The organism is Mesorhizobium tianshanense (assembly GCF_007830515.1).
Taxonomy (GTDB): Bacteria; Pseudomonadota; Alphaproteobacteria; order Rhizobiales; family Rhizobiaceae; genus Mesorhizobium; species Mesorhizobium tianshanense.
The window spans coordinates 93,229-114,814 of sequence record NZ_VLKT01000009.1 but is presented as its reverse complement, the minus strand read 5'-3'; the positions used below and the strand labels follow the sequence as shown (position 1 = coordinate 114,814).

The following is a 21,586-nucleotide window of genomic DNA, read 5'->3' as shown; positions in this document are numbered from 1 at the left end:
CGAATTCGCAGCCTTGTGAAAATCGCGAATTAAACCGGAGGAGTAGACAATGAAAGACAGCATCAGAAAGGCGCATCTTGCCTCTGTCACCGATCGCTTCGTTCGCGGACAGATGGACCGGCGCTCGTTTCTTCGCGCAGCAAGCATTCTCGGCCTCGGCGCCGGCGCGCTCGGCATGGGTCTGGGACGACGTCCGTTCTACGGCATCAGCCAGGCATCGGCTCAGGAACAGGAACTGAAGCCCAGCGCCGAAATCACCAAGTGGCTCTCGGATGTCGGTAAGCCCTTTGCCGGAACGACGCTGCGTCTCGCCACCGAATCGACGCCGCCGTCGAACGCCATCGCTACGCAGCTCAAGCAGTATTTCGAGGAGGCTACCGGCATCAAGGTCGAGATCGAAGTGCTGCCGCTCGAGCAGGTGCTGCAAAAGCTGACGCTCGACGTGGCGTCGAGCCTCGGCACATACGACCTCTACTATATCGACCAGAGCTGGGCGGCGAGCTTCAGCCAGGACGTCTTCGATCCGCGCGAGCAGCTCAAGAATGCCGATCTGGCGATGCCGAACTACAACATCGACGACTTCCTAAAGCCGCTCGTCGACGGTATCGCCATGTACGAGGATCGCATGGTCGGCGTGCCCTACGACATCCCGATCTTCATCACGCAGTACCGCAAGGACATCTGGGACGAGCTCAAGCTGCCGCCTCCAGCCACGCTGGAGGATTTGCTGCAGGCGTCCGCGGCGATCACCGACGCCAAGGGCCCGAACATGTACGGCACCAGCGGCCAGATGAAATCGGGCCATTACAGCCTCGAATGCGATTGGACGGCGTGGCTTTGGGGCCATGGCGGCTCGATTTTCGGCGCCGACGGCAAATTCAGCGGCAACGACGACGCAGGGTTGGCCGCGATGGCCTACTGGGACAAGCTCAAGGCGACGATGCCGCCCGGCGTCGATGGCTGGACATGGGATGGTGAGGGCCAGTCGGTTGGCCAGGGCGTTGCCGCCTCGATGCTGTCCTGGGGCGAATTCTTCCCGTTCTTCGACGATCCCAACGCCTCCAAGGTCTCCGGTCTGATGGAAGCGATGGTTCCGCCGAAGCCAGCCGCCACGCTACGCACGGTCGAACAGACCGGATTCGGCGAAATTCCGGGCGTTGGTCACCAAGGCGGTTCTTCGCTCGCGGTGTCGAAATATTCGAAGAATCCGGACGCTGCCTGGATTTTCATGCAGTGGGCGACTTCAGCCGACACCCAGGCGCTGATAACCGTTCTGGGCGGCGGTACGGGCCCAACGCGCACCAGTGTCTATGACGATCCGCGCGTGCTGGCCAATGCCCGTGTCGGCGCTGGTACGACCCGCCATCTGCCGGTCGTGCGCGACACCATCGCCAACTACATGGGATCCGAGCCCGACCTGCCGGCATGGGCGGAACTCTCGAGCGACATGATCCCGGTTGCGCTGGGCAAGTACTTCGCCGGCCAGTCGGGCACGGCCAAGGAGTCGCTCGACGCTCTGAAAACCCAGGTCGACGATCTCGTCGCTAAGAGCTGAGTGTTCCAGGGTGGCGGCCTGAGGCCGCCATCCTGGGTATCGACAATTCCCAAGAGGAAAAGCAATGGCTGGAAAACAGCTCGTAGCGGTGACAGGAGCGAGTTCCGGTATCGGCGAGGCCGTCGCCAAGGCGTTTTCGCGCGCCGGCCACCCTGTTTTGATGATGGCCCGCCGTCTGGAGCGCATGGAGGCGCTGAACCTGCCCGACAGCACGGCCCGGCAGGTCGATGTCCGGGATCGCGCCGCAATCGCGGCCGCCGTAAAGGAGGCGGAAGCCAAATACGGACCGGTCGACATGCTATTCGCCAATGCGGGCATTGCGCGTCTTGCCGATATAGGCCGCCAGCCGCCCGAGGAATGGGACGAGATGATCGACATCAATACGAAAGGCGTGCTGAATTCGGTCCACGCGGTGATGTCGGGCATGATGGAGCGCCGTCATGGGACGCTGTTCATGATGAGTTCGATCGCTGGCCGGAAGGTCTATCCGGATCATACCGTTTACTGCGGGACGAAATTCTTCGTTCACGCCGTGTCGGAATCGCTGCGCGACTATCTTTCCGACTATGACGTCCGCGTGGTCGTGCTTTCGCCCGGGGTGATCGAAACCGAAGTTCTGAGCGGCGTCCTCGATCCGCAGACGCTGGCCAACTACAAGGCCAACAAGCTCAAGATCGGCGGCGGGATCGGGCCGGAGCACGTCGCTGACCTCATGCTGCACACCTACCAGATGCCACAGAACGCTCTCGTGCAGGAAATCGTCATCACGCCGACCAGGCAGAAATACTGACGACCCGCCCCCGGCTTCTGGAGAGAGAGAATGGCCACCGTAGAATATAGGAACATCGCCAAGAGTTTCGGGCATGTCGAGGTGATGAAGGATATCTCCTTCGGCATTGCCGACCGCGAATTCGTCGTGCTTCTTGGGCCGTCCGGTTGCGGAAAGACGACGCTCCTGCGCATGACAGCAGGGCTCGAGAGCGTGACCAACGGCGATCTGTTGATCGGCGACAGGCGGGTCAACGACGTTCACCCGCGCGATCGCGATATCGCAATGGTGTTCCAGAACTACGCGCTCTATCCGACAATGACGGTGTTCGACAATATCGGCTTCAGTCTCGAAGTGGCGAAACTGCCAAAGGCGGAGATCAGGAAGAAGGTCGAATGGGCGGCGGAAATCCTCAATCTCACGCCCTATCTCGGGCGCTATCCCAAGGAACTGTCGGGCGGCCAGCGCCAGCGCGTCGCCATGGGCCGCGCCATGGTGCGGGATGCCGCCGTCTTCCTTTTCGACGAGCCGCTCTCCAATCTCGATGCGAAGCTGCGCACTCATATGCGCGTGGAGATCCGGCAACTCCACAATCGTCTAGGCACGACCACGATCTACGTCACCCATGACCAGATCGAGGCGATGACGATGGCTGACAAGATCGTCCTGATGCACGCCGGCAGAATCATGCAGATCGGCACGCCCGACGAGGTCTATGAGCGCCCGAACTCGAAATATGTCGCTGATTTCATCGGCTCGCCTTCGATGAATTTCATCGCTGGCGCCGTCGAGACCGCGGGCGGCGGTCCTCGCTTTGTCGCCGAAGGCGTGTCGATCGGCCTCTCACCGGAGATCAAGGCGGTGCCAGGCCAGAAGGTCATCATGGGCGTCCGGCCAAACGATCTCGGCATTTCGGATGCGGGTGAAATCAAGGGCGAGGTCGTGCTGTCCGAAACGACCGGCGCGGATGTTCAGATTCATTTGCGCGTCGCGGGATACGATGCCGTCGCCGTGGTGCCGCGTGACGAGCGCCGCAGCGCCGGCACCGCGATCAATCTCTCTGTACTGCCGGGCAAGGTGCACCTTTTCGATGCGGCCACGGAACTGCGTGTCGCCTGAGGAGAGATTCGCGATCGGATGATCATGAAATCAAGAATGGTCCGACCACGAGGCGGTAGCACCTATACAACGGCTGCCTGGAGGCGATCCTGAACTTGTGCTGCGTGGCGGCGGCAGAACCGGCAGGGTGCGCGCCGCCGTCTCAGCCCGTTTCGCGCAGATAGTCAGCCAGAGCCACTGCGTTGTTGTGCATCTCGTCATGGGCGCCGTAGAGCAGCGTCACCCGGCCTTTCCCCAGCAGGGCGCGCAATTGCGCGACGGTCTCGCCATTCCCGTCGAGCTCGTCGCGGTATCGCTGCTGGAATCCCGCCCAGCGCGCCGGCTCATGGCCGAACCATTTGCGCAATTCATCGCTTGGCGCGATGTCCTTCAGCCAAAGCGTCAGCGCGGCATCTGCCTTGCGGACGCCGCGCGGCCATATCCGGTCTACCAGCACCCGCTGCCCGTCGGCGGGCGATGCCGGCTCATAGATGCGCTTGACCGCGACATCGAAGGTCATGGAACCTCGCGACGCGTTCCTGTCAGGCCCATTCGCCCTTGCGCATCACCGGCATGCGGCTGCCGTCCTTGCCGACACCGTCGATGTCGATCTTGTCCGAGCCGATCATCCAGTCGATATGGATGAAGCTCTTGTTGCCGCCGCGCGCCGCGATCTCGTCCTGGCTGAGCGAGGCGCCGTCGACAAAACACTTCGAATAGCACTGGCCGAGCGCGATGTGGCTGGCGGCATTCTCGTCGAACAGCGTGTTGAAGAACAGCAGGCCGCTCTTCGAGATCGGCGAGGAATGCGGCACCAGCGCGACCTCGCCGAGACGGCGCGAGCCTTCATCGGTGTCGAGCACTTTCTTCAGCACGTCCTCGCCGCGGCTGGCCTTGGCTTCGACGATGCGGCCAGCCTCGAAACGCACGGCAATGCCGTCGATCAGCGTGCCCTGATAGGACAGCGGCTTGGTGCTTGAGACATGGCCTTCGACGCGCCTTGCATGCGGCGTGGTGAAAACCTCCTCGGTCGGGATATTGGGGTTGCAGGTGATGCCATTCCTGGCGGTCGAGGCACCGCCCATCCATTCATGACCATCGGCCAGGCCGACGGTTAGGTCGGTGCCCGGTCCGGTGAAATGCAGCGCATGGAAATTATGTCCGTTCAGCCATTCGGTGCGATCGCGCAGGGCCGCATTGTGCGCCTTCCAGTTGCCGATCGGGTCGTCCACATCCACCCGTGCGGCGGCAAAGATGGCGTCGGCGAGTTTCGCCACTGCGACGTCGTCGGTATCGTCCGGAAATACTTGGCTAGCCCAGGCCTGATCGGGATAGGCAACGATGTTCCAGTTGATGTCGAAGCCGGTGATCTTTTCCAGCGCCGGCTGGTAGGCGATCGAGTTCGCCTTGTTGGCGCGCGCCACTTGTCCCGGATCCTGTGCCGACAGCAGTGATGGATCCTCGCCGCGCACGGCCAGCCGTGCCGCATTGTTGGCGAAGGCCTTCGCCATGCCCTCATAGAGCCAGCCGGCGGCGCGGTCGAAGCTGGCGTCCGCCCCGTAGCGGAAGCGCGCCAGCGTGATTTCGTCGTCGTTGAAGATCGGCGTCACCAGGCCGGCGCCCGCTTTGTAGGCATGCTCGACGATCCGTCGCGTCAAAGGAAGCGCTGCGATCGACGATGTCAGCACCAGGTCCTGCCCCGGTTGCAACTGCAGCCCGACCTTGATGGCAACCTCGGCCAGCCTGTCGAGCTTCACCGGGTCGATCGTTGCGGAAACGCCGCGCGAATGTGTGGTCATGATCCTGCCTGTCGCCATGTGGGAGTCTGGCTCCTACATAGGCCGGCGCCGCTCTTCTTTCCACCGCGATTGCATTGGGCAGGCTCAGTCCGCGCTGGCGAGCGACCCGAATTGCGCCATCGTCGCCGCTATTTCTTCGCGGATCCAGGCTTTGAAATCCCTGACCTTGCGGCTTTCGCTCTTGGCGGCGGAGGTCACCAGCCAATAGCCGAGCCCGCTCTGGGCACGCACGCCGAAAGGCGCGACAAGGCGGCCGTCGGCCAGCGCGTCGGCGGCCAGCAATTGCCAGCCGAGCATGACGCCGTGGCCGGCAATCGCCGATTCCAGGCACAGCATCGGGTCGGTGAAGCGTGCGCCCTTGAGGAAGGTGACCGGCTCTGCCCCGGCGGCCTCGAACCAGCTTTCCCAACTGATCATCGCCTTTTCGTCGGTGATCGCGCACGTCGAGGCGAGGTCCTCGATCGATTTCAGCTTGTCGGCGATCACCGGGGCGCAGACCGGGAAGACCTCCTGCGCCAGCAGCAGTTCCGCGCGACCGCCCGGCCATTTGCCGTCGCCAAGCCGGATCGCGATGTCAATGTCCGAGCGATCGAGATCGGCAATCCGTACCGAGGCGTCGATGCGCAAAAGCACATTCGGATGCCGGGCGAAATGCCGTGACAGTCTCGGCAGCAGCCACTTCGAGGCAAAAGCCGGCGCCACCGAAACCACCAGTGTGCATTCGGAGACCTCGTCGGCGAGCGCCACGGCCTGCGCAAGCTCGCGGAAACCTGCCCCGAGCCGCGCGGTGAAGACGGTGCCGAATTCGGTCGGCACGAGACCGCTTGCCGTTCGTTCGAACAACGCCTGGCCGAGTTGCTGTTCTGTCCGCTTGATCTGCTGGCTGACGGCGCTGGGGGACACGTTGAGTTCGCTCGCCGCGGCCGAAAGCGATCCCAGGCGGGCGACGGTTTCCACGGCGCGCAGGCCGTTGAGGTGGACGCGGTTCAGCATGGCCATATAGTTTTTCTAAACTTCCACGGTTGAAATCTCGATTGAAACACAGAGCGGAGTGGCAGATTCTAGCGGGCAAGCAGACCTCTGGAGGAAAAATCCGATGAAGATTTTATCGCTGCTCAGGGTCTTTTCCAATCCCGGCACGCGGCAGAGCCGGTCGCATGAAAGCGAGACCATCCGATGGGTGATCGACCCGCTGTCGCATCCTGTGCTCGACGCCATGTCGGAGCGCGAACTCGGCGACGTGCCGTTCAGGCTGACGGCCCGGCGCACTGCCTACGAGACGGCTGCCGTGCAAGCAGGTTGCGGTTGAAGCTGCCGAAACGGCAACGGGCCGTCGCCCTCTGCTGCTGGTAGGGCCGGGCTGAGGCTGGTTGCCGACGACCGCTGCGAGCCATTCTGGCCCAACAGGAAGCGGATTGTTTGACAGGCTCGTGCATCTATTGTGCACCGCAATGAAAGCCGCTTCGCCATCCCCGTTGCGTCTCGCCCTCGCCGGCATGGTTGCCCTGGCTGTCGCCATGGGCATCGGCCGTTTCGTCTATACGCCGATTCTGCCCGGCATGATGGAAGAGCTCGGCCTGTCGGCGGCGGACGCCGGTTGGATCGCATCCGCCAACTATCTCGGCTATCTCGTCGGCGCGCTTGCAGCGGTTGGTGGCTGGGCGCACGGCCGCGAGCGCCTGCTGATGCTCGCTGGTCTTGCCGCCACCGCAGTCCTCACCGGGGTAATGGGCCTGGCCGGTACCATGGCGGCCTTTCTCGTCATCCGGTTTCTTGCCGGTCTGGCCAGCGCCTTCGTCTTGGTCTTCATGTCCAGCATCGTTTTCGGCCATCTGGCCGCAGCCGGCCGAAACGACCTGCAGGCTCTGCATTTCGGCGGCGTCGGCCTCGGCATTGCGGCGTCCTCGGCGCTGATGGCGATCCTCGTCATGGAACATGCCGGCTGGGCGGCGGGCTGGTTCTGGTCCGCCGCGATCTCAGCATGCGCCTTTGTCGTCGTGGCGCTGCTGGTCGGCAGCACCGCGACCGCCAACGGCGTCGACGGTCGCGAACCGGCGCTGCCGAAGGACCGCTCGCTGATGAAGATCATCATCGCCTATGGCCTGTTTGGCTTCGGTTATATCGTGACGGCGACGTTTCTGATCGCCATTGTCCGGCAGGGTGGCGGCGGACGCGTCTTCGAAGCAGTGGTATGGATGGTCACCGGCCTTGCCGGGATTCCTTCGGTCTGGCTCTGGCAGAAGATCGCCGCAAGGGTCGGCCTGTATGCGGCTTATGCCTTCGGGTGCCTCGTCGAGGTGGTTGGCGTCACCGCGAGCGTTGCCATGGGCGGACACATTGGGCCGCTGCTGGGCGGGCTTCTGCTTGGCGGAACCTTCATCGCCATCACCGCGCTCGGCCTGCAGACGGGAAGGCAGCTTGTCCCGCAAGCGCCACGCCGGATCCTGGCGTTGATGACGGCTTCCTTCGGCCTCGGTCAGATCATCGGTCCGATCGTTGCCGGTCTGCTTGCGCAAGCCTCGGGCGACTTCTTCCTCGCGTCGATCGTGGCCGCCGCCGTTCTGCTTGTCTCTGGCGTGATCACCTGGTCGGCTGCGCCAAAATCGCCATGATTGTGGTCTTGCTCGGTGCTGGGCTTAGGTCACCGTTTTCTTTCCAGCCGATGTGTGACCTTATGCCCGCTGAACAGCAACGCCGCTGATTTGCGCATCGACCGAGGATTCCCCCACAGTGTTCGTATCCTTCTTCCCGCAGCCGAAGCTCTTCTTCACCTCGGCGGTCCTGTGGAGCCTTGCCGCTATTTTATTCTGGTTTTTCGGCGGCGAGCAGTTGGGTGCTGTTGTTGGGCTGCCGCCTGCCGAGGCTGGCGTTCCTCCGGTCCTTGGAATGACGATCTTCTGGACCAAGCCGTTTATCTGGTTCTATATCTATTTTGGTTTTCTGGTTGGCGCCTTCTACGCCTTCTGGCGCTTTTATTCTCCTCACCCGTGGCAGAATTGGTCGATCCTCGGTTCGGCGCTCATCCTGTTTTCGACATATATTAATGTGCAGATTTATGTGGCGCTGAATACTTGGCGCGGACCTTTCTTTGATCTCTTCCAGAAAGCGATTACGACACCCGACTCGGTGACCGCCGGCGAACTCTATTCGATGTTCTGGATCTACGCCTGGATTGGCGCGTCGGGTATGGGCTTGTTCGTCATCACCCGGTTCTTCGTCAGCCATTATATCTTCCGCTGGCGCACCGCCATGAATGACTACTACATGACGCACTGGCAGAGGTTGCGGCACATTGAAGGCGCCTCTCAGCGCGTGCAGGAGGACACGATGCGGTTCTCCACTACGATGGAAGGCCTTGGTGTGTCGCTTGTTGACGCCGCGATGACGTTGATAGCGTTCCTGCCATTGCTCGCGCAACTCTCCAGCCACGTGAAGATCTTGCCCCTCGTTGGCGAAATTCCCTATTCTCTGGTTGTAGCCGCAGTCACCTGGTCAATCTTCGGTACGATCCTTCTCATGATGGCTGGCGTCAAACTGCCGGGGCTGGAGTTCAAGAATCAGCGAGTCGAGGCGGCCTACCGCAAGGAACTTGTATACGGCGAAGACGATGCGGCGCGTGCCGCACCGCCGACGGTGGCAGAACTCTTTTCGCATGTCCGACGCAACTACTTCACCCTCTACTTCCACTACGCCTACTTCAATATCGTGCGATCCGGCTATCTGCAGGCAGATGCCATCTTCTCCAGCCTGATCCTCATTCCCACGATTGCTGCCGGAACTATTACCTTGGGCATATGGCAGCAGATTTCCACCGCCTTCAGCCAGGTCAGTTCTTCATTTCAGTATCTGGTCAATGCCTGGCCAACGATCGTCGAACTGCTCTCCATTCACAAGCGCTTGCGCGCCTTCGAGGCGACGCTCGAAGGGGAGCCGCTGCCGGAAATCGACCAAGACTATCTGGAGCGTGAGAAAGCCGGCTTGCGCCCTGAGGATCAGCCGGTAAGCTAAGAGTAGCAGGCGGCCAGCTTCTGGCTCAGCCGCCCACCGACGCCTGCTTTTCGCCGGTGCGTTGGCGCGTAACATAGTCGCGATAGTTGATGCACTCGACATCGGGCTTGGTACAGACCTCGCCGGCAAAGCGCTCCAGCGCGTTCCAATAGGCGCCGTCATTCATCAGCGTGAAATGGAAGCCGATTTCCAGCGGAATGCGTTTGCCCTGGTATTGGGCGTCAAAGGCGGCGCGAAAGGCGTCATAAGTCCGGTTGGCGAATTCGTCCGCCTTGCTCGGCCGCTCGAAGCCGCCGGAGTGCCTGACATAGAGATTATAGTCCATGGCGATCACCGGTCGTGACCTTGGGCCTTCCGGAATCTGCGGCAGCGAAAAGCGCGTGATGCCGTTGCCGGTCGGTGGCAAGGCAGGGCCGCGCGACACTCCGCTCGCGTCGAACAGGAAGCCCACCGCCGGCAGCGCCCTGTAGAGCGCCTCGTTTGCCGACAGATAGGGCGCGCGAAAGCCCACCACCTTGTGTGCGATGTCGCGCCAGCCAGCGGGTTCGGGGGCAATGGCGTTGATCGAATAGGCGTTCTCGAGAATATGCGAGAACGAGCCAAACTCGCTCAGCCAGTCGGCCTCGCTCCAGTCCTTGCCGTCGAAATGGCCGCAGCCGTGGCTGCCGATGTCGTGGCCATCCGAGGCGGCGAGCCGGATCTGTTCGAGCCGCTCGATGACCTCCTGTTTCGAGGCGGCAAAGCCGATGTTGGACTTGCCTGATGTCTTGCCGGGCGCCGTGTATTCCTTGCGCGTCTGCGGCGAGAGCAGGAAGACGCAGGACACGAAATAGGTGAAATGCGCGCCGGTGCGGGCGGCCAGCGCCCGGCTGCGTTTCCACTGCGAAATGTCGCGGGCGCTGTCGAACGAGATGATGACGGCCTGCTTCGGCTTTGCCGGTGCATGCGCTGCGGGCGGATCGGCGAGGGCAGTGCCTGCCATCGCAAGCGAGGCAAGAGAAAACGCAACAACGCGGGACAAACGAGGCATCAGCATCCGGTCTGGATTTTGCAATGGTCGGCACCGGCTATCGGCGAAATGTGGCGTGGGTACGGTCGCCTCTGGCGGCCACCTGTCCACCGATTAGCCGATTTTCCTGCCGTACCCCTTCCATGCCGACAAAATTTCGCTAAAACGCGGGCTCATGTACCGCCCCGCCGGGGCAGGAATGGTTTTTATCCATGTCGGACGACAGTTTTATCCGCGAAGTCAACGAAGAGATGCGTCGCGACCAGGCGCATGCGCTATGGGACCGTTTTGGTCCGTTCCTGCTTGGGCTCGCAGTCTTGGTGGTGGTCGGAACCGCCGCTTTCGTCGGTTATCGCTATTGGGACGAGACCCGCGCCAATCGCTCGGGCGATGCCTTCTCGCAGGCGCTGAAGCTTGCCAATGACGGCAAGAGCGACGAAGCGCTGACGGCCCTCGCTGCACTGGAGAAGGATGGCTACGGCGCCTATCCGTTGCTGGCCCGCATGCGAGCCGCGACCGTCAAGGCGGACAAGGGCGACGTCGACGCTGCCGTCAAGGACTTCGACGAGGTTGCCGCCGACACGGATATTCCCGCCGGTCTTCGCGACATGGCGCGCCTCCGGGCGGCACTGCTGCTCGTCGACCATGGTTCCTTCGCCGATGTCTCCAGCCGCGTCGAGGCGCTCACCGCCGACACCAACACGCTGCGCCACACGGCGCGCGAGGCGCTCGGCCTTGCCGCCTGGAAGGAAGGCAAGGCGACGGACGCGCTGAAACTGTTCGACCAGATCGCCTCGGATGACGGCGCCCCGCGCAACGCGCGCGAGCGGGCGACGTTGATGTCCGAGCTGATCCGTGGGTCGGGCAGCGCGTCGTGATGCATGACATTCAAAGTCGCCATCATCGGCCGGCCTAACGTCGGCAAATCGACCCTTTTCAATCGTCTGGTGGGAAGGAAGCTGGCGCTTGTCGACGACACGCCGGGCGTCACCCGCGACCGTCGCGTCCATGCCGCCAAGCTCTACGATCTGCATTTCGATGTCATCGACACCGCCGGCTTCGAGGACGCTGCCGCTTCTTCGCTGCCCGGCCGCATGCGCGCCCAGACCGAAATCGCCATCCGCGAAGCCGACCTGATCTTTTTCACCATCGATGCCAAGTCCGGGCTGATGCCCGACGACAAGACCTTCGCCGAGATCGTGCGCAAGTCCGGCAAGCCGGTTGTCGTCGTCGCCAACAAGGCCGAGGCGCGCGGCGCCCAGGGCGGCATGCTTGAGGCTTGGGAGCTCGGCCTTGGCGAGCCAATCCCGGTCTCGGCCGAACACGGCCAGGGCCTGCCCGATTTGCGCGATGCGGTGATATCAGCACTTGGCGAGGCGCGCGCCTTCGGCGAAGAAGAAGAGGATACGGACGAGGAGGTCGCCGCCAGCGAAGTGCTGATCGGCGAGGACATCACCGACCCGGACGCCGAGCCGAGCTATGACGACACCAAGCCGATGCGCATCGCCGTCGTCGGCCGTCCGAACGCAGGCAAGTCGACGCTGATCAACGCGCTGATCGGCGAGGAACGGCTCCTGACCGGGCCGGAGGCCGGCATCACCCGCGATTCCATCTCAGTCGACTGGGACTGGCATGGCCGCCGCCTCAAACTGTTCGACACTGCCGGCATGCGCCGCAAGGCCAGGATTCACGAAAAGCTGGAAGTCATGTCGGTGCAGGACGGCTTGCGCGCCATCCGCTTTGCCGAGATCGTCATCATCGTGCTCGATGCGACCATTCCCTTCGAGAAGCAGGATCTGCAGATCGCCGATTTGATCATCCGCGAGGGCCGCGCGCCGGTGATCGCCTTCAACAAATGGGATCTGATCGACTACCCGCAGGAACTCCTGGCGGAACTGCGCGAGAAGACCGAGCGGCTTCTTCCCCAGGCGCGCGGCTTGCAGGCGGTGCCGGTTTCGGCCGAAACCGGGCGCGGTCTCGACAAGCTGATGGACGCTGTCATCAGGACGCACAGAGTGTGGAACAGCCGTGTCTCGACAGGCAAGCTCAACCGCTGGCTGGAAGGCATCCTGGCGCACCATCCGCCGCCTGCCGTGGCGGGGCGCCGGCTGAAGATCAAATATGTCACGCAGGCCAAGACGCGGCCGCCGGGCTTCGTCGTGTCCTGCTCACGGCCGGACGCGATGCCGCAATCCTATGTTCGTTATCTCTCCAACAGTCTGCGCGAAGCCTTCGACATGCCAGGCGTGCCGATCCGCATCGCCTTGCGCACCTCGGAAAATCCGTTCGCCGGCAGGGCGAAAAAACGCCGCTGAGCTCCACCGCGCCGAACCTTTCAAGCTACGCCACATTGCGCAGGACAGGCGCGGACAGCGCCTGTTCGGGTAGCAATTCCAGCGCCGCCTGCAGCAGGATGTCGACAAGACCGCCGCCACCGGGTCTGGCTCGGCCTTTCTTGCGATGCGGGAACAGCGCCATCTCAGGCAGTGCGGGCAGCCCGGCGATCTGCGGCGTCATCGCCCTGACAGTAGCCAGCACGAGTGGGGACAGCGTCTGCACCTAATGGGCGGTGTAAGCTCCGTCCACCAGATGGTAGCTCCCAGTGACAAAGCTGGCCTGATCGGACAAGAGGAAGCACACAAGAGCCGCTACCTCTTCCGGTTTCCCGCGCCTGCCCATCGGCTGAAGGCCTGCCATGCGCCGGGTGGCTAATGCCTCCATTTGCTCCGATAAAAGAGGCGTTTCGATCCAGCCGGGGCCGACGACATTGATCCGGATGCCCATTCTCGCATATTCAATCGCCGCAACCTTGGTTAGTCCAACGACCCCGTGCTTCGCTGCCGTGTATGCGGACGCAGTTGGCAAGCCGACGGAACCGAGAACGGAGGACATGTTCACGATGGCGCCTCCGCCTCGATTCAGCATGGCGGCGATCTCGTACTTCATGCTGTAGAAAACGCCATTTAGATTGACGTTTATCAGCTTGTGCCAGTTGTCGAGCGGATAGTCTGCCGTTGCTTTTCGAACGCCGTCGATACCTGCATTGTTTACCGCCATATCCAGTCCGCCGCATTTCTGGACAGTGAACTCGATCAGCTTTTCCACGGCTGCCGCATCCGTGACATCGACCGCAAAGTCGTAGGCCCTGCCTCCTTGCGAGCTTATTTCGGCGGCTTTGCAGTGCGCGGCCTCGGCGTCAAGGTCGGCGACAACAACCTCGGCTCCTTCTTGCGCGAGTTGCCGTGAAACAGCCGCTCCTATTCCGGAGCCTGCGCCGGTCACAATCGCGACTTTACCATGGAAGTCAGGCTTCATCGTCTCTGTCCCATGCCCATTGTGACATAACCGAACAGAGGCATACGGTTATCGCAAGAAGTTTCGCTCCAATTCGCTTGTCAATCCTGTGAATTCATTTTGCCCCTTACCATCTTACCTGCGGCCGCCTAACGCTGGCAAACGGTTACAGCAGGTAACCGGCCTGACTGGATTTCAAGGCACCACACAGCGAGCCTTGGCCCGCAGGCCTCGGGATGTTAGAGACGAGGGCGGCGGTAGGTTGACCAGTTTCTTAGCAGGCAGAAATGGAAGAACACCACATTGCGCGCCGGGGGCTCGTGCTGGGTAGTCTGGCTCTGATGGTTTCCGGATGTACGTTAGCGTTACGACAGGCGGCGGAGCCGATTTCATCCGCGTTCGCACCAAGGCGTGGCCTGAGTCCTCGTTACCGACGGCAGCGTGTGCGGTACTACGGAAACGAGCCGGCTGGAACGATCGTCGTCGATACTTCGCAACGTTTTCTCTATGCCGTCGAGGCGGACGGGTGGGCGACGCGCTACGGCGTCGGCGTCGGCGAGCAGGGACTTTCGTTCAAGGGTACAGCGACCGTCGACCGCAAGGCGGACTGGCCGTCGTGGACACCCACCGCCAACATGATGAAGCGCAAGCCGCGCCTGGTGCAGTATGCAGGGGGGGTCCCTGGCGGACCAAACAACCCGCTTGGTGCGCGTGCCCTTTATCTCTTTCGCGACAGGCGCGACACCCACTTCCGGATACATGGTACAAACGAGCCATGGACGATAGGCACAGCGGTATCGAACGGGTGCATCCGTTTGATAAATGACGACATCATTGACCTCTACGACCGTACTCCTTTGGGCACGACGGTGGTGGTTGTTTGATGGTGGGCAGGCCTAATCTCCGTTGGATGGTGAACCCTGCCAGCACGTCATCGCAAAGTTGCCGCCGGCAGCCGGGTGCCAACTGTGTCATTTCTGCACTAGGCTTTGGTGTAGATCGCAGGTAACTTGGCGGAGCTGCATATTGTTTTTATTTGTGGCGATTCTATAGGCTATTCCGCCCCCGGGGAAAGGATTGCTTGATGAGCAGGATCTTGATTGTAATGGTTGCCACCCTCGCCGTTGCCAGCCTGAGCGGCTGCGCGAACGGGATCGGCAAAGGAAAGGGGAAGGCTCCTCCGCCGGAACCCGTTTCCGTAGAGGAGCCCGTAATTAAATAAGGACCGGCTTTCGGTGATTTCGGGAAGGGCCGCCGGGCCCTTCCCCATCGATACGCAGGGGCCAAGGCCGGATTCGTAGCCTACGTGCGGTTAGCGGGCATAGGCCGGCACTAGGTCTGCGGTCCTCGGAGTTCGGGATGAGATGACGCTTGTAAGTGGCCGTTCAACAATTGTGGCCCTGCTCGCGCTTGTCGCAGCGTCATGTCAGTCGCAGGACAACAAGCCCCAGCCGACTTTCGTGTCCAATGATCGGGCACTGAGAACTGCGGCGATGCCGGCGCGCGCGGCGGCATCAACTCAAGCCCAACGGCATTTCATCGAGTTCCGCTCCCGGTACGCCCTTACCTACGGCCATTCCTTCGTGATTTTTGGACGATTGAACCAGGCGGGACGGATGGTCAACCCCGAAGTCGCGGGGCTCGCTCCGAAGTCCGATGATCCCAATGTCTATGTTCTCGGCCATTTGGCGCCCGTGCCAGCCTCGACCGGGTGGACGGACGGCGACCTGGAAGATGCCTACCGGTCGGCAAGCTGGCGTGTTTCACTTACCGAAGGCGAATATAGGAAAGTCGTCGCGAGCATACGAAGGCTGCAGGCCAGTTCTCCGCTTTGGCACGCGTCGCTCTACAACTGCAACGCATTCGTAGCGGACATCGCCAGATCCATGGGGTATAAGACCCCCGGTACTTGGCTCCGGCCGCAACAATTCATAACCAAGCTTCGGGAGATGAACGGGGGTTGAAATGCGATTGGCAAAATCCGCTTTCGCGTCTCATTGCCCCGGTTAAGTCCGAAAGGAACGCGCTCTGAATGTCTATCGGTCGACAACTCGGACGGTGACATCGTTGCGACGGCTTATCGTGGTCTCAGATCGAGAAAGGCTCCGGTGACCTGAAGTGACCATTGCTGTTGCCTCACTTGGCGAGATCATATGGGTGATCGGGATCGTTGCTTGGTACGTGATCCGGTATCCCTTCGAGCGCCGGGCAAGGCGCGTGCGAATTGTAGCTGGCGGCCGCTCGAGTTCCGACACCGTCGGGCTTGCATCGGCTCTCCTTGGCCTCGCGATCCTGCCTGGCTTCTATGTCGTCACCGGCATCCCAGGAGCGGCTGACCATCCGGCCAGCGCGTGGTCCGTGGCGCTCGGAACCACCATCTTCTGCTCCGCGCTGTGGATTTTTCGCCTATCCCACAAGGAACTTGGCCGCAACTGGTCGATTACGCTCGAGATTCGCGAACGGCATGAACTGGTCAGCGCCGGGCCATATGCCTTGGTCCGTCACCCGATGTACACCTCGTTCCTGCTTATGGGGCTCGGCCAGGCCTTTCTGCTGCCGAACTGGGTTGCGGGCATATCGGGTTTGATTGGTTTCGCAGTGCTTTTCCTGCTGAGAGTGGATAAGGAAGAGCGTATGATGCTGGAGAATTTAGGCTCGCAATACCGTGTCTATATGGAAAGGACCAAGCGAATATTCCCTTATCTTTATTAGAGGTCGTTTGATGCGAGGCCGAGCCCTCAAGCTTTCGGCGCCCCGGCGCCTTGTTGGCGATCTGATGAGGTTTTCGATCGGCGTGCCACGGGTCGCGGTGCAGCGTCAGATGAACCTCGGCCCACTCGTAAGGGCTAGAATGGCGCAGCAGACCAGGCCCTCGTGGACCGCGATCTTCCTGAAAGGATATGCGCTTCTCGCCCTAGAGATGCCGGAACTGCGGCGCGCCTATGTCAAGTTGCCCTGGCCGCAGCTTTACGAGTATCCGGCAAGCGTAGCCTCGATTGCCCACGAGCGCGAATATGATGGCGAGCCGGCCGTTCTGCTGAGCTGCATCAAGTGCCCGGAGCGCTACTCTATCACGGAACTTGAGGGATCCATCCATGCGGCTCGATCACGGCCGATCCTGGAGGTCCCGGAGTTCCGGCGTGCCTTGCGGATGGCAGGTGCGCCCGCGCCCGTCAGGTGGCTGCTTATGTGGCTAGGGTTGAACATCGCCCGGCAAAGGGCAAATTACTTTGGTACCTTCCAACTGTCCGTCTATTCGGGTCTCGGTGCGGAGTCACTCAACCCGCTGACACCATTGACCACGCTTCTAAACTACGGTCCGATCGGCAAAGACGGATCGGTGAATGTCCGCATCCACTACGATCACCGGGTAATGGATGGAGCGAACGTCGCACGAGCACTGGAGAGATTCGAAAAGATTCTGAACGGCACTGTCGCCGATGAAGTGGTGCTGCTCGGTCAAAGTGTTGCCGCTCCTGCAAGACAGAGGAACGCGACATGATTTCGCACTGTGAATTCCGGCCAGCCGTCGTCGTGATTGGCGGCTCGGGTGGAATTGGCCGGGCAATTGCGAGCGTCGCTGCACGGGAGCGCGGTGCGGTTGTGCTGGTTGCCCGCTCGCCCGAGGGTTTGGCCGCCGCGGCGTCTGAGGTTCGGGAGGGGGGTGGCGAGGCATTCACGCTCGAGTTGGATCTCGTGGCAGGCGATGCGCCAACGCGCCTAGAGGGCTTTCTGTCCGCACACGGCCTGGTCTGTGATGTCCTGGTCAACAGCGCCGGCTATGGCCTGCGGGGCGCGGCGACGGCGCTGCCTATTGATGGTCAACTCGGCATCATCGATCTCAACATACATTCCCTCACAGAACTGACCCTCCATTTTCTGCCGGGAATGGTGGCGCGCCGACGGGGCGGGGTGCTCAATCTCAGTTCCGTGGCCGGGTTCGTTCCCGGGCCTTATATGGCTCTGTACTTCGCTAGCAAAGGTTTCGTGCGCTTCTTCTCAGAGGCGCTTCACCAGGAGTTGCGCCGAACCGGTGTGACCGTCACATGCGTGGCACCAGGCCCGGTGTCGACGGAGTTTCTCGCAAGGTCAGGCGCCAATCAGACGGTGCTCTTCAACATCTTGCCCAAGGTGGATCCGGAGTATGTGGCCGAACGTGCGTGGCGAGGGTTCAAATCCGGTCGTCGCCTCGTCGTACCGGGAATCTCGGCCAAGTTGGCTGCTCTTGCGGCAGCGCTCCTGCCTTCCGCAGCGATGCTGCCCCTGGTCGGCCGGCTGCAACGCGGCGGCAATGATCAATGTCCTTGCGGTTCAGGTATGAAGTTCAAGAAATGCTGCGGTACCCGCCAGATCCAGCTACGCCGGGGCCCTCGGGGAATTATCCCGTGACCGGACCAGCACGCCACCGCTCGCCATTTCAGGAGTCGCTGATGGTCTTGGTTGCGGCTCAATGAACAAACGCTTTCCACCTGAACCGTTGCTGCGCTCTCGTTGCGGTCATGGGCTTGGTGCACGGCGCGCATGGGGGTCGCTCTCGGCCAGCGAGACAAACGCCAAACTTCCAGACCCCGCCGCTCTCCAAGTGATTGAAATAATTCGCCACTCGGCCACCCATTCACTGCGATCTGCGCCGCGGCGGCGGCTCCAGCTCATACCCCAGTGGTCATCGAACTTAATTTAGCCAACCGCAACTCGGCTGCGACCGGAAAATTGAACGCTCCCACCGCAGAGCCTTGGCTACGGATGTCACCATCGACGGGTCAGAAGCGCTGGACAGCGGTGCCTAACTTCGAGGCGTCCAAGGCATGGCTGGAAGGCATTCTCACGCATCATCCGCCGCCCGCCGTGGCGGGGCGCCGGCTGAAGATCAAATATGTCACGCAGGCCAAGACGCGGCCGCCGGGCTTCGTCGTGTCCTGCTCACGGCCGGACGCTATGCCGCAATCCTATGTTCGTTATCTCTCCAACAGTCTGCGCGAAGCCTTCGACATGCCAGGCGTGCCGATCCGCATCGCCTTGCGCACCTCGGAAAATCCGTTCGCCGGCAGGGCGAAAAAACGCCGCTGAGCACCGCGCGTTTTGGGCGTGGACGGGCGTGTGGATGGGTGCGGCTTTTTGCGCGCTGATCGCCTGGCCGATCTTTCTTCGGCCCGAACATGGCCGCAAAAGCGCCTGACTTCAGATCGACAGGGAAAACACGATCGAACCTGTTAACGCCCCATCAAGGTTAATGCATCATCGTGCCTCTCCAGTGGGGTCCGTTGCGTTTCTGGAGAGTTCCGTGCATCGACGTGTAATGAAGCGGCTGATTGCCGCCGCCGGTGAGAAAAAAAGTTCGCTCCTGTCTCCGTCAATTGTTGGTCTGTGCGCTCGGGTCGGCTTTCCCAAGAGTTCCGCGCATCGACGTATTTTGACGCAGCTCGCCGCCGCCGGTCAGAAAGGACGTTCACTTGTCTCTCCTCTGGTCATTGGGCTTGGCATCTGGGTCGGCTTTCCCTCTGTCATCGCCTACCAGGACATGGGAAGCCTGGTTTCCGGCCTCAAGGCGCCGAACGCCCGCTGGAACGCCTATGTCGAGAAATCCGTCGCCGGCTCGGTCCATGCCGCCGAAATGCCTTTCCTTGATTCCGACACCACCGGTTCGATCTCGGGTTCCGGCGTCCGGCTGCCCGGCATCGGCGCCGTCTCGTTTCGCGGCAAGGGCAGCGTGGCCAGCGCGACGCCCGACGAGGACCGCATCATGCGTGCCGACAAGAAGGGCCGCATCATCATGGTCTCTCCGGTCGCGCCACCGAAGAACTTCAATGCCGGCTCGATCTTCGAGCGCACCTCCTCGCTGCTTCGCCCGAGCATGGACGGCGGCCTGAAGATGGCTTTCGCCAAGCCCGAGATCAAAGGCAAGGAGATCCAGATTGCCGCCGCGTTCCACGCGCGCGTCGACAAGAAGCCGGATCCCGGCGTGCCGGCCATGCTTGCCGCACTGGTCAACAATGACCACCCCGACGTCCTGGCGACCGCCTACGCCCCGGCCGCGCCCGACTATGCGCAGGCTTCGCCCTTCGAGGCCTTGCTTCAGGACGAGAAGCCGAACGATGGCCGCTTCATTCCGCCGATAGCCAAGGGCGATCATTCGTGGATGCAGACTCCGCTGCCGGCGAGCGTCTTCTCCAAGAAGGAACAGACTTGCCTCGCCAATGGCATCTACTTCGAGGCGCGCGGCGAAACCGTGCGCGGCCAGGCTGCCGTCGCCCAGGTTATCCTCAATCGCGTCCGCAATCCGGCCTATCCAAACTCGATCTGCGGCGTCGTCTACCAGAACGACAAGTGGTTCAACCGCTGCCAGTTCTCCTTCGCCTGCGACGGCAGGAAGAAGCGCATCCAGAGCCCCGCCAACTACAGAATTGCGCAGGATGTCGCCATGGCGGTCACCGCCGGCAAGGTCTTCATCCCGGAAGTGGGATCGTCGACCCATTACTACGCCAACTACGTCAATCCGGGCTGGGCGCGAACGATGAAAAAAATGACCAAGATCGGCCTGCATATCTTCTACCGCACCTATGGCGGCGGTTGGAGCTGAGCGGTTCGGCAAGGCTCCAGGCGCGGTCGATCGAAGACCCGTCGCCGGAGGGATTCGGCCGCGGCACGCCAACGACGGTATCGGGCACGATGTCGCACCTTGGCAAGTTATTGATTTTAATTAGAAAAATACTTAAGGCTGAAGTTCTGCCCGTGGCTTGACGGGCGCGGACCCTCTAACTATGTTGCCGGCGACTTAAGAGCGGACGGACGGCGACGATCTGACCGGGCAAGGGGGTTGCGATGGCCGACATGAATGGGCCAGACGGAACCGGAGAAACCGGCCGCGGCAAACAGCGTCAAGCCGACATCCGCGACGACGATCTTGAGCGCCGCCGGCGTGACCTTGAAGCATCGCTTGCGACAAGGCGGCCGGACCGGCTCGAGGGGAAAGACGACGCGAAAGCGGGCAGTGCGGCCGGATATGGCCAGGCGCTCAAGCTGTCCAGCGAGTTCATCGCCGGGATAGTGGTTGGCGCCGGCATCGGCTGGATCATCGACCGTCTGGCGGGGACATCGCCATGGGGTCTGATCGTTTTCTTGCTGCTGGGTTTTGGCGCCGGCGTGCTCAACGTCCTGCGTTCCGCAGGGCTTATGGCGGAATTCGGACAGGGCGATAAAACGCGCGATCCGAAAGAATGAACTTGAGGCCGCTTGCCGGCGCAACGAACAGGACACTAAAGCCGCTTGCGGCTTTGATGGGGATTTAAAGTGGCTGCTGACAAGGTCGATCCGATCCACCAGTTCAACATCGTCAAGTTGATTCCAATCAACATCGGCGGCTACGATCTGTCCTTCACCAATTCGGCTCTTTTCATGGTCGCGACAGTCGCCGTCGCGTCGGCGTTTCTCTATCTCACCACCTCGAGCCGCAGCCTCGTGCCCACCCGTCTTCAGTCGATCTCGGAAATGGCCTACGAATTTGTCGGCAACATGCTGAGGGACGCAGCCGGAACGCAAGGCATGAAGTTTTTCCCCTTCGTGTTTTCGCTGTTCATGTTCGTGCTCGTCGCCAATCTGCTCGGTCTTTTCCCGTATTTCTTCACCGTCACCAGTCACATCATCGTCACCTTCGGCCTTGCCGCGCTGGTGATCGGAACCGTCATCGTCTACGGCTTCATGAAGCACGGCATTGGTTTCCTGAAACTATTCGTCCCGCATGGCGTGCCGGTCTACCTGCTGCCGCTGGTGGTGCTGATCGAGGTGATTTCCTTCGTCTCGCGCCCGGTCAGCCTCTCGGTTCGTCTGTTCGCCAACATGCTGGCCGGCCACATCACGCTGAAGGTGTTCTCGGGCTTCGTGGTGAGCCTGAGCGCGCTCGGCACGCTTGGCATTGCCGGATCGGTCCTGCCGCTGGCGATGGCCGTGGCGCTGACGGCGCTGGAACTGCTGGTCGCCTTCCTGCAGGCCTACGTCTTTGCCGTGCTGACCTGCATGTATCTGAACGACGCCCTGCATCCCGGGCACTGACCCAGGCT

23 protein-coding genes and 1 pseudogene are annotated in these 21,586 nt (G+C 61.6%); 18 read left to right on the top strand and 6 right to left on the bottom strand.

The window, feature by feature from the left end; genetic code table 11:
- Positions 1–49: 49 nt before the first annotated feature.
- The 3 genes from IQ26_RS09275 to IQ26_RS09265 all read left to right on the top strand — a co-directional run bounded on the left by IQ26_RS09275 (position 50) and on the right by IQ26_RS09265 (position 3,443).
- A complete protein-coding gene (locus IQ26_RS09275) occupies positions 50–1,555 on the top strand; it encodes an ABC transporter substrate-binding protein (protein ID WP_145716095.1) in 1,506 nt (501 codons plus the stop codon).
- Between the two features lie 64 nt (positions 1,556–1,619).
- The gene (locus IQ26_RS09270; RefSeq protein WP_145716092.1) at positions 1,620–2,345 is read left to right on the top strand and encodes an SDR family oxidoreductase; all 726 of its coding nucleotides are present in this window, start codon (positions 1,620–1,622) and stop codon (positions 2,343–2,345) included.
- 30 nt (positions 2,346–2,375) lie between these two features.
- Positions 2,376–3,443, top strand: a complete 1,068-nt coding sequence (locus tag IQ26_RS09265) for an ABC transporter ATP-binding protein (RefSeq protein ID WP_145716090.1) — start codon at positions 2,376–2,378, stop codon at positions 3,441–3,443.
- 142 nt (positions 3,444–3,585) lie between these two features.
- Here the strand turns inward: IQ26_RS09265 and IQ26_RS09260 are convergent, their stop codons facing one another.
- The 3 genes from IQ26_RS09260 to IQ26_RS09250 form a co-directional block, all read right to left on the bottom strand.
- Complete coding sequence (locus IQ26_RS09260; protein WP_145716088.1) at positions 3,586–3,942, bottom strand: DUF488 domain-containing protein; 357 nt, start codon at positions 3,940–3,942, stop codon at positions 3,586–3,588.
- A 22-nt stretch (positions 3,943–3,964) separates the two neighbouring features.
- Positions 3,965–5,221, bottom strand: coding sequence for an aminopeptidase (locus IQ26_RS09255; protein WP_145716086.1), 1,257 nt, complete (start codon positions 5,219–5,221; stop codon positions 3,965–3,967).
- Positions 5,222–5,305: 84 nt separating this feature from the next.
- Positions 5,306–6,220: a LysR substrate-binding domain-containing protein gene (locus IQ26_RS09250; RefSeq protein WP_145716084.1), complete on the bottom strand. Its 915-nt coding sequence runs from the start codon at positions 6,218–6,220 to the stop codon at positions 5,306–5,308.
- Positions 6,221–6,317: 97 nt separating this feature from the next.
- Between IQ26_RS09250 and IQ26_RS09245 the strand changes: the two genes are divergently transcribed.
- From IQ26_RS09245 to sbmA, 3 genes are all read left to right on the top strand, one after another.
- Complete coding sequence (locus IQ26_RS09245) at positions 6,318–6,530, top strand: hypothetical protein (RefSeq protein ID WP_145716082.1); 213 nt, start codon at positions 6,318–6,320, stop codon at positions 6,528–6,530.
- Positions 6,531–6,717: 187 nt separating this feature from the next.
- A complete protein-coding gene (locus tag IQ26_RS09240) occupies positions 6,718–7,833 on the top strand; it encodes a YbfB/YjiJ family MFS transporter (protein WP_162457908.1) in 1,116 nt (371 codons plus the stop codon).
- A 118-nt stretch (positions 7,834–7,951) separates the two neighbouring features.
- Complete coding sequence (sbmA, locus tag IQ26_RS09235) at positions 7,952–9,229, top strand: peptide antibiotic transporter SbmA (RefSeq protein ID WP_145716080.1); 1,278 nt, start codon at positions 7,952–7,954, stop codon at positions 9,227–9,229.
- Positions 9,230–9,254: 25 nt separating this feature from the next.
- On the opposite strand, the gene IQ26_RS09230 is transcribed toward sbmA, so the two are convergent.
- Positions 9,255–10,259 carry a polysaccharide deacetylase family protein gene (locus IQ26_RS09230; protein WP_145716078.1) on the bottom strand — a complete coding sequence of 335 codons (1,005 nt, stop codon included), beginning with the start codon at positions 10,257–10,259 and terminating at the stop codon, positions 9,255–9,257.
- A 191-nt stretch (positions 10,260–10,450) separates the two neighbouring features.
- On the opposite strand from IQ26_RS09230, the gene IQ26_RS09225 reads away from it, so the two are divergent.
- Both IQ26_RS09225 and der read left to right on the top strand, forming a co-directional pair.
- The gene (locus tag IQ26_RS09225; protein WP_145716076.1) at positions 10,451–11,116 is read left to right on the top strand and encodes a tetratricopeptide repeat protein; all 666 of its coding nucleotides are present in this window, start codon (positions 10,451–10,453) and stop codon (positions 11,114–11,116) included.
- A 3-nt stretch (positions 11,117–11,119) separates the two neighbouring features.
- Entirely contained in the window at positions 11,120–12,553 is a 1,434-nt protein-coding gene (gene der / locus IQ26_RS09220; RefSeq protein ID WP_145716074.1) for a ribosome biogenesis GTPase Der, read from the top strand.
- Between the two features lie 25 nt (positions 12,554–12,578).
- Here the strand turns inward: der and IQ26_RS09215 are convergent, their stop codons facing one another.
- Together IQ26_RS09215 and IQ26_RS09210 are read right to left on the bottom strand one after the other, a co-directional pair.
- Complete coding sequence (locus tag IQ26_RS09215; RefSeq protein WP_145716072.1) at positions 12,579–12,797, bottom strand: hypothetical protein; 219 nt, start codon at positions 12,795–12,797, stop codon at positions 12,579–12,581.
- Positions 12,798–13,553 (bottom strand): SDR family NAD(P)-dependent oxidoreductase, encoded by a 756-nt coding sequence (locus IQ26_RS09210; protein WP_145716070.1) that lies wholly within the window; start codon positions 13,551–13,553, stop codon positions 12,798–12,800.
- 266 nt (positions 13,554–13,819) lie between these two features.
- On the opposite strand from IQ26_RS09210, the gene IQ26_RS09205 reads away from it, so the two are divergent.
- From IQ26_RS09205 to IQ26_RS09160, 10 genes and pseudogenes are all read left to right on the top strand, one after another.
- A complete protein-coding gene (locus IQ26_RS09205; protein WP_145716069.1) occupies positions 13,820–14,416 on the top strand; it encodes a L,D-transpeptidase in 597 nt (198 codons plus the stop codon).
- Positions 14,417–14,616: 200 nt separating this feature from the next.
- Positions 14,617–14,754, top strand: a complete 138-nt coding sequence (locus IQ26_RS40315) for an ABC transporter (RefSeq protein WP_145716067.1) — start codon at positions 14,617–14,619, stop codon at positions 14,752–14,754.
- Positions 14,755–14,896: 142 nt separating this feature from the next.
- Positions 14,897–15,496: a hypothetical protein gene (locus IQ26_RS09195; protein WP_145716065.1), complete on the top strand. Its 600-nt coding sequence runs from the start codon at positions 14,897–14,899 to the stop codon at positions 15,494–15,496.
- Positions 15,497–15,656: 160 nt separating this feature from the next.
- Complete coding sequence (locus IQ26_RS09190) at positions 15,657–16,244, top strand: protein-S-isoprenylcysteine O-methyltransferase (RefSeq protein ID WP_145716239.1); 588 nt, start codon at positions 15,657–15,659, stop codon at positions 16,242–16,244.
- Between the two features lie 10 nt (positions 16,245–16,254).
- Positions 16,255–17,034, top strand: coding sequence for a 2-oxo acid dehydrogenase subunit E2 (locus tag IQ26_RS09185; RefSeq protein WP_145716063.1), 780 nt, complete (start codon positions 16,255–16,257; stop codon positions 17,032–17,034).
- Positions 17,031–17,921, top strand: a complete 891-nt coding sequence (locus tag IQ26_RS09180; protein WP_145716060.1) for an SDR family NAD(P)-dependent oxidoreductase — start codon at positions 17,031–17,033, stop codon at positions 17,919–17,921. Before IQ26_RS09185 ends, IQ26_RS09180 begins: the two co-directional genes overlap by 4 nt.
- Positions 17,922–18,338: 417 nt before the next feature.
- Positions 18,339–18,599: pseudogene (locus tag IQ26_RS09175) on the top strand (ribosome biogenesis GTPase Der); the annotation flags it as partial.
- A 343-nt stretch (positions 18,600–18,942) separates the two neighbouring features.
- Positions 18,943–20,109 carry a cell wall hydrolase gene (locus IQ26_RS09170; RefSeq protein ID WP_208760130.1) on the top strand — a complete coding sequence of 389 codons (1,167 nt, stop codon included), beginning with the start codon at positions 18,943–18,945 and terminating at the stop codon, positions 20,107–20,109.
- Between the two features lie 242 nt (positions 20,110–20,351).
- Positions 20,352–20,750, top strand: coding sequence for an AtpZ/AtpI family protein (locus IQ26_RS09165; RefSeq protein WP_145716059.1), 399 nt, complete (start codon positions 20,352–20,354; stop codon positions 20,748–20,750).
- A gap of 69 nt (positions 20,751–20,819) precedes the next feature.
- Positions 20,820–21,578, top strand: a complete 759-nt coding sequence (locus tag IQ26_RS09160) for a F0F1 ATP synthase subunit A (protein ID WP_145716056.1) — start codon at positions 20,820–20,822, stop codon at positions 21,576–21,578.
- Positions 21,579–21,586 lie beyond the last annotated feature (8 nt).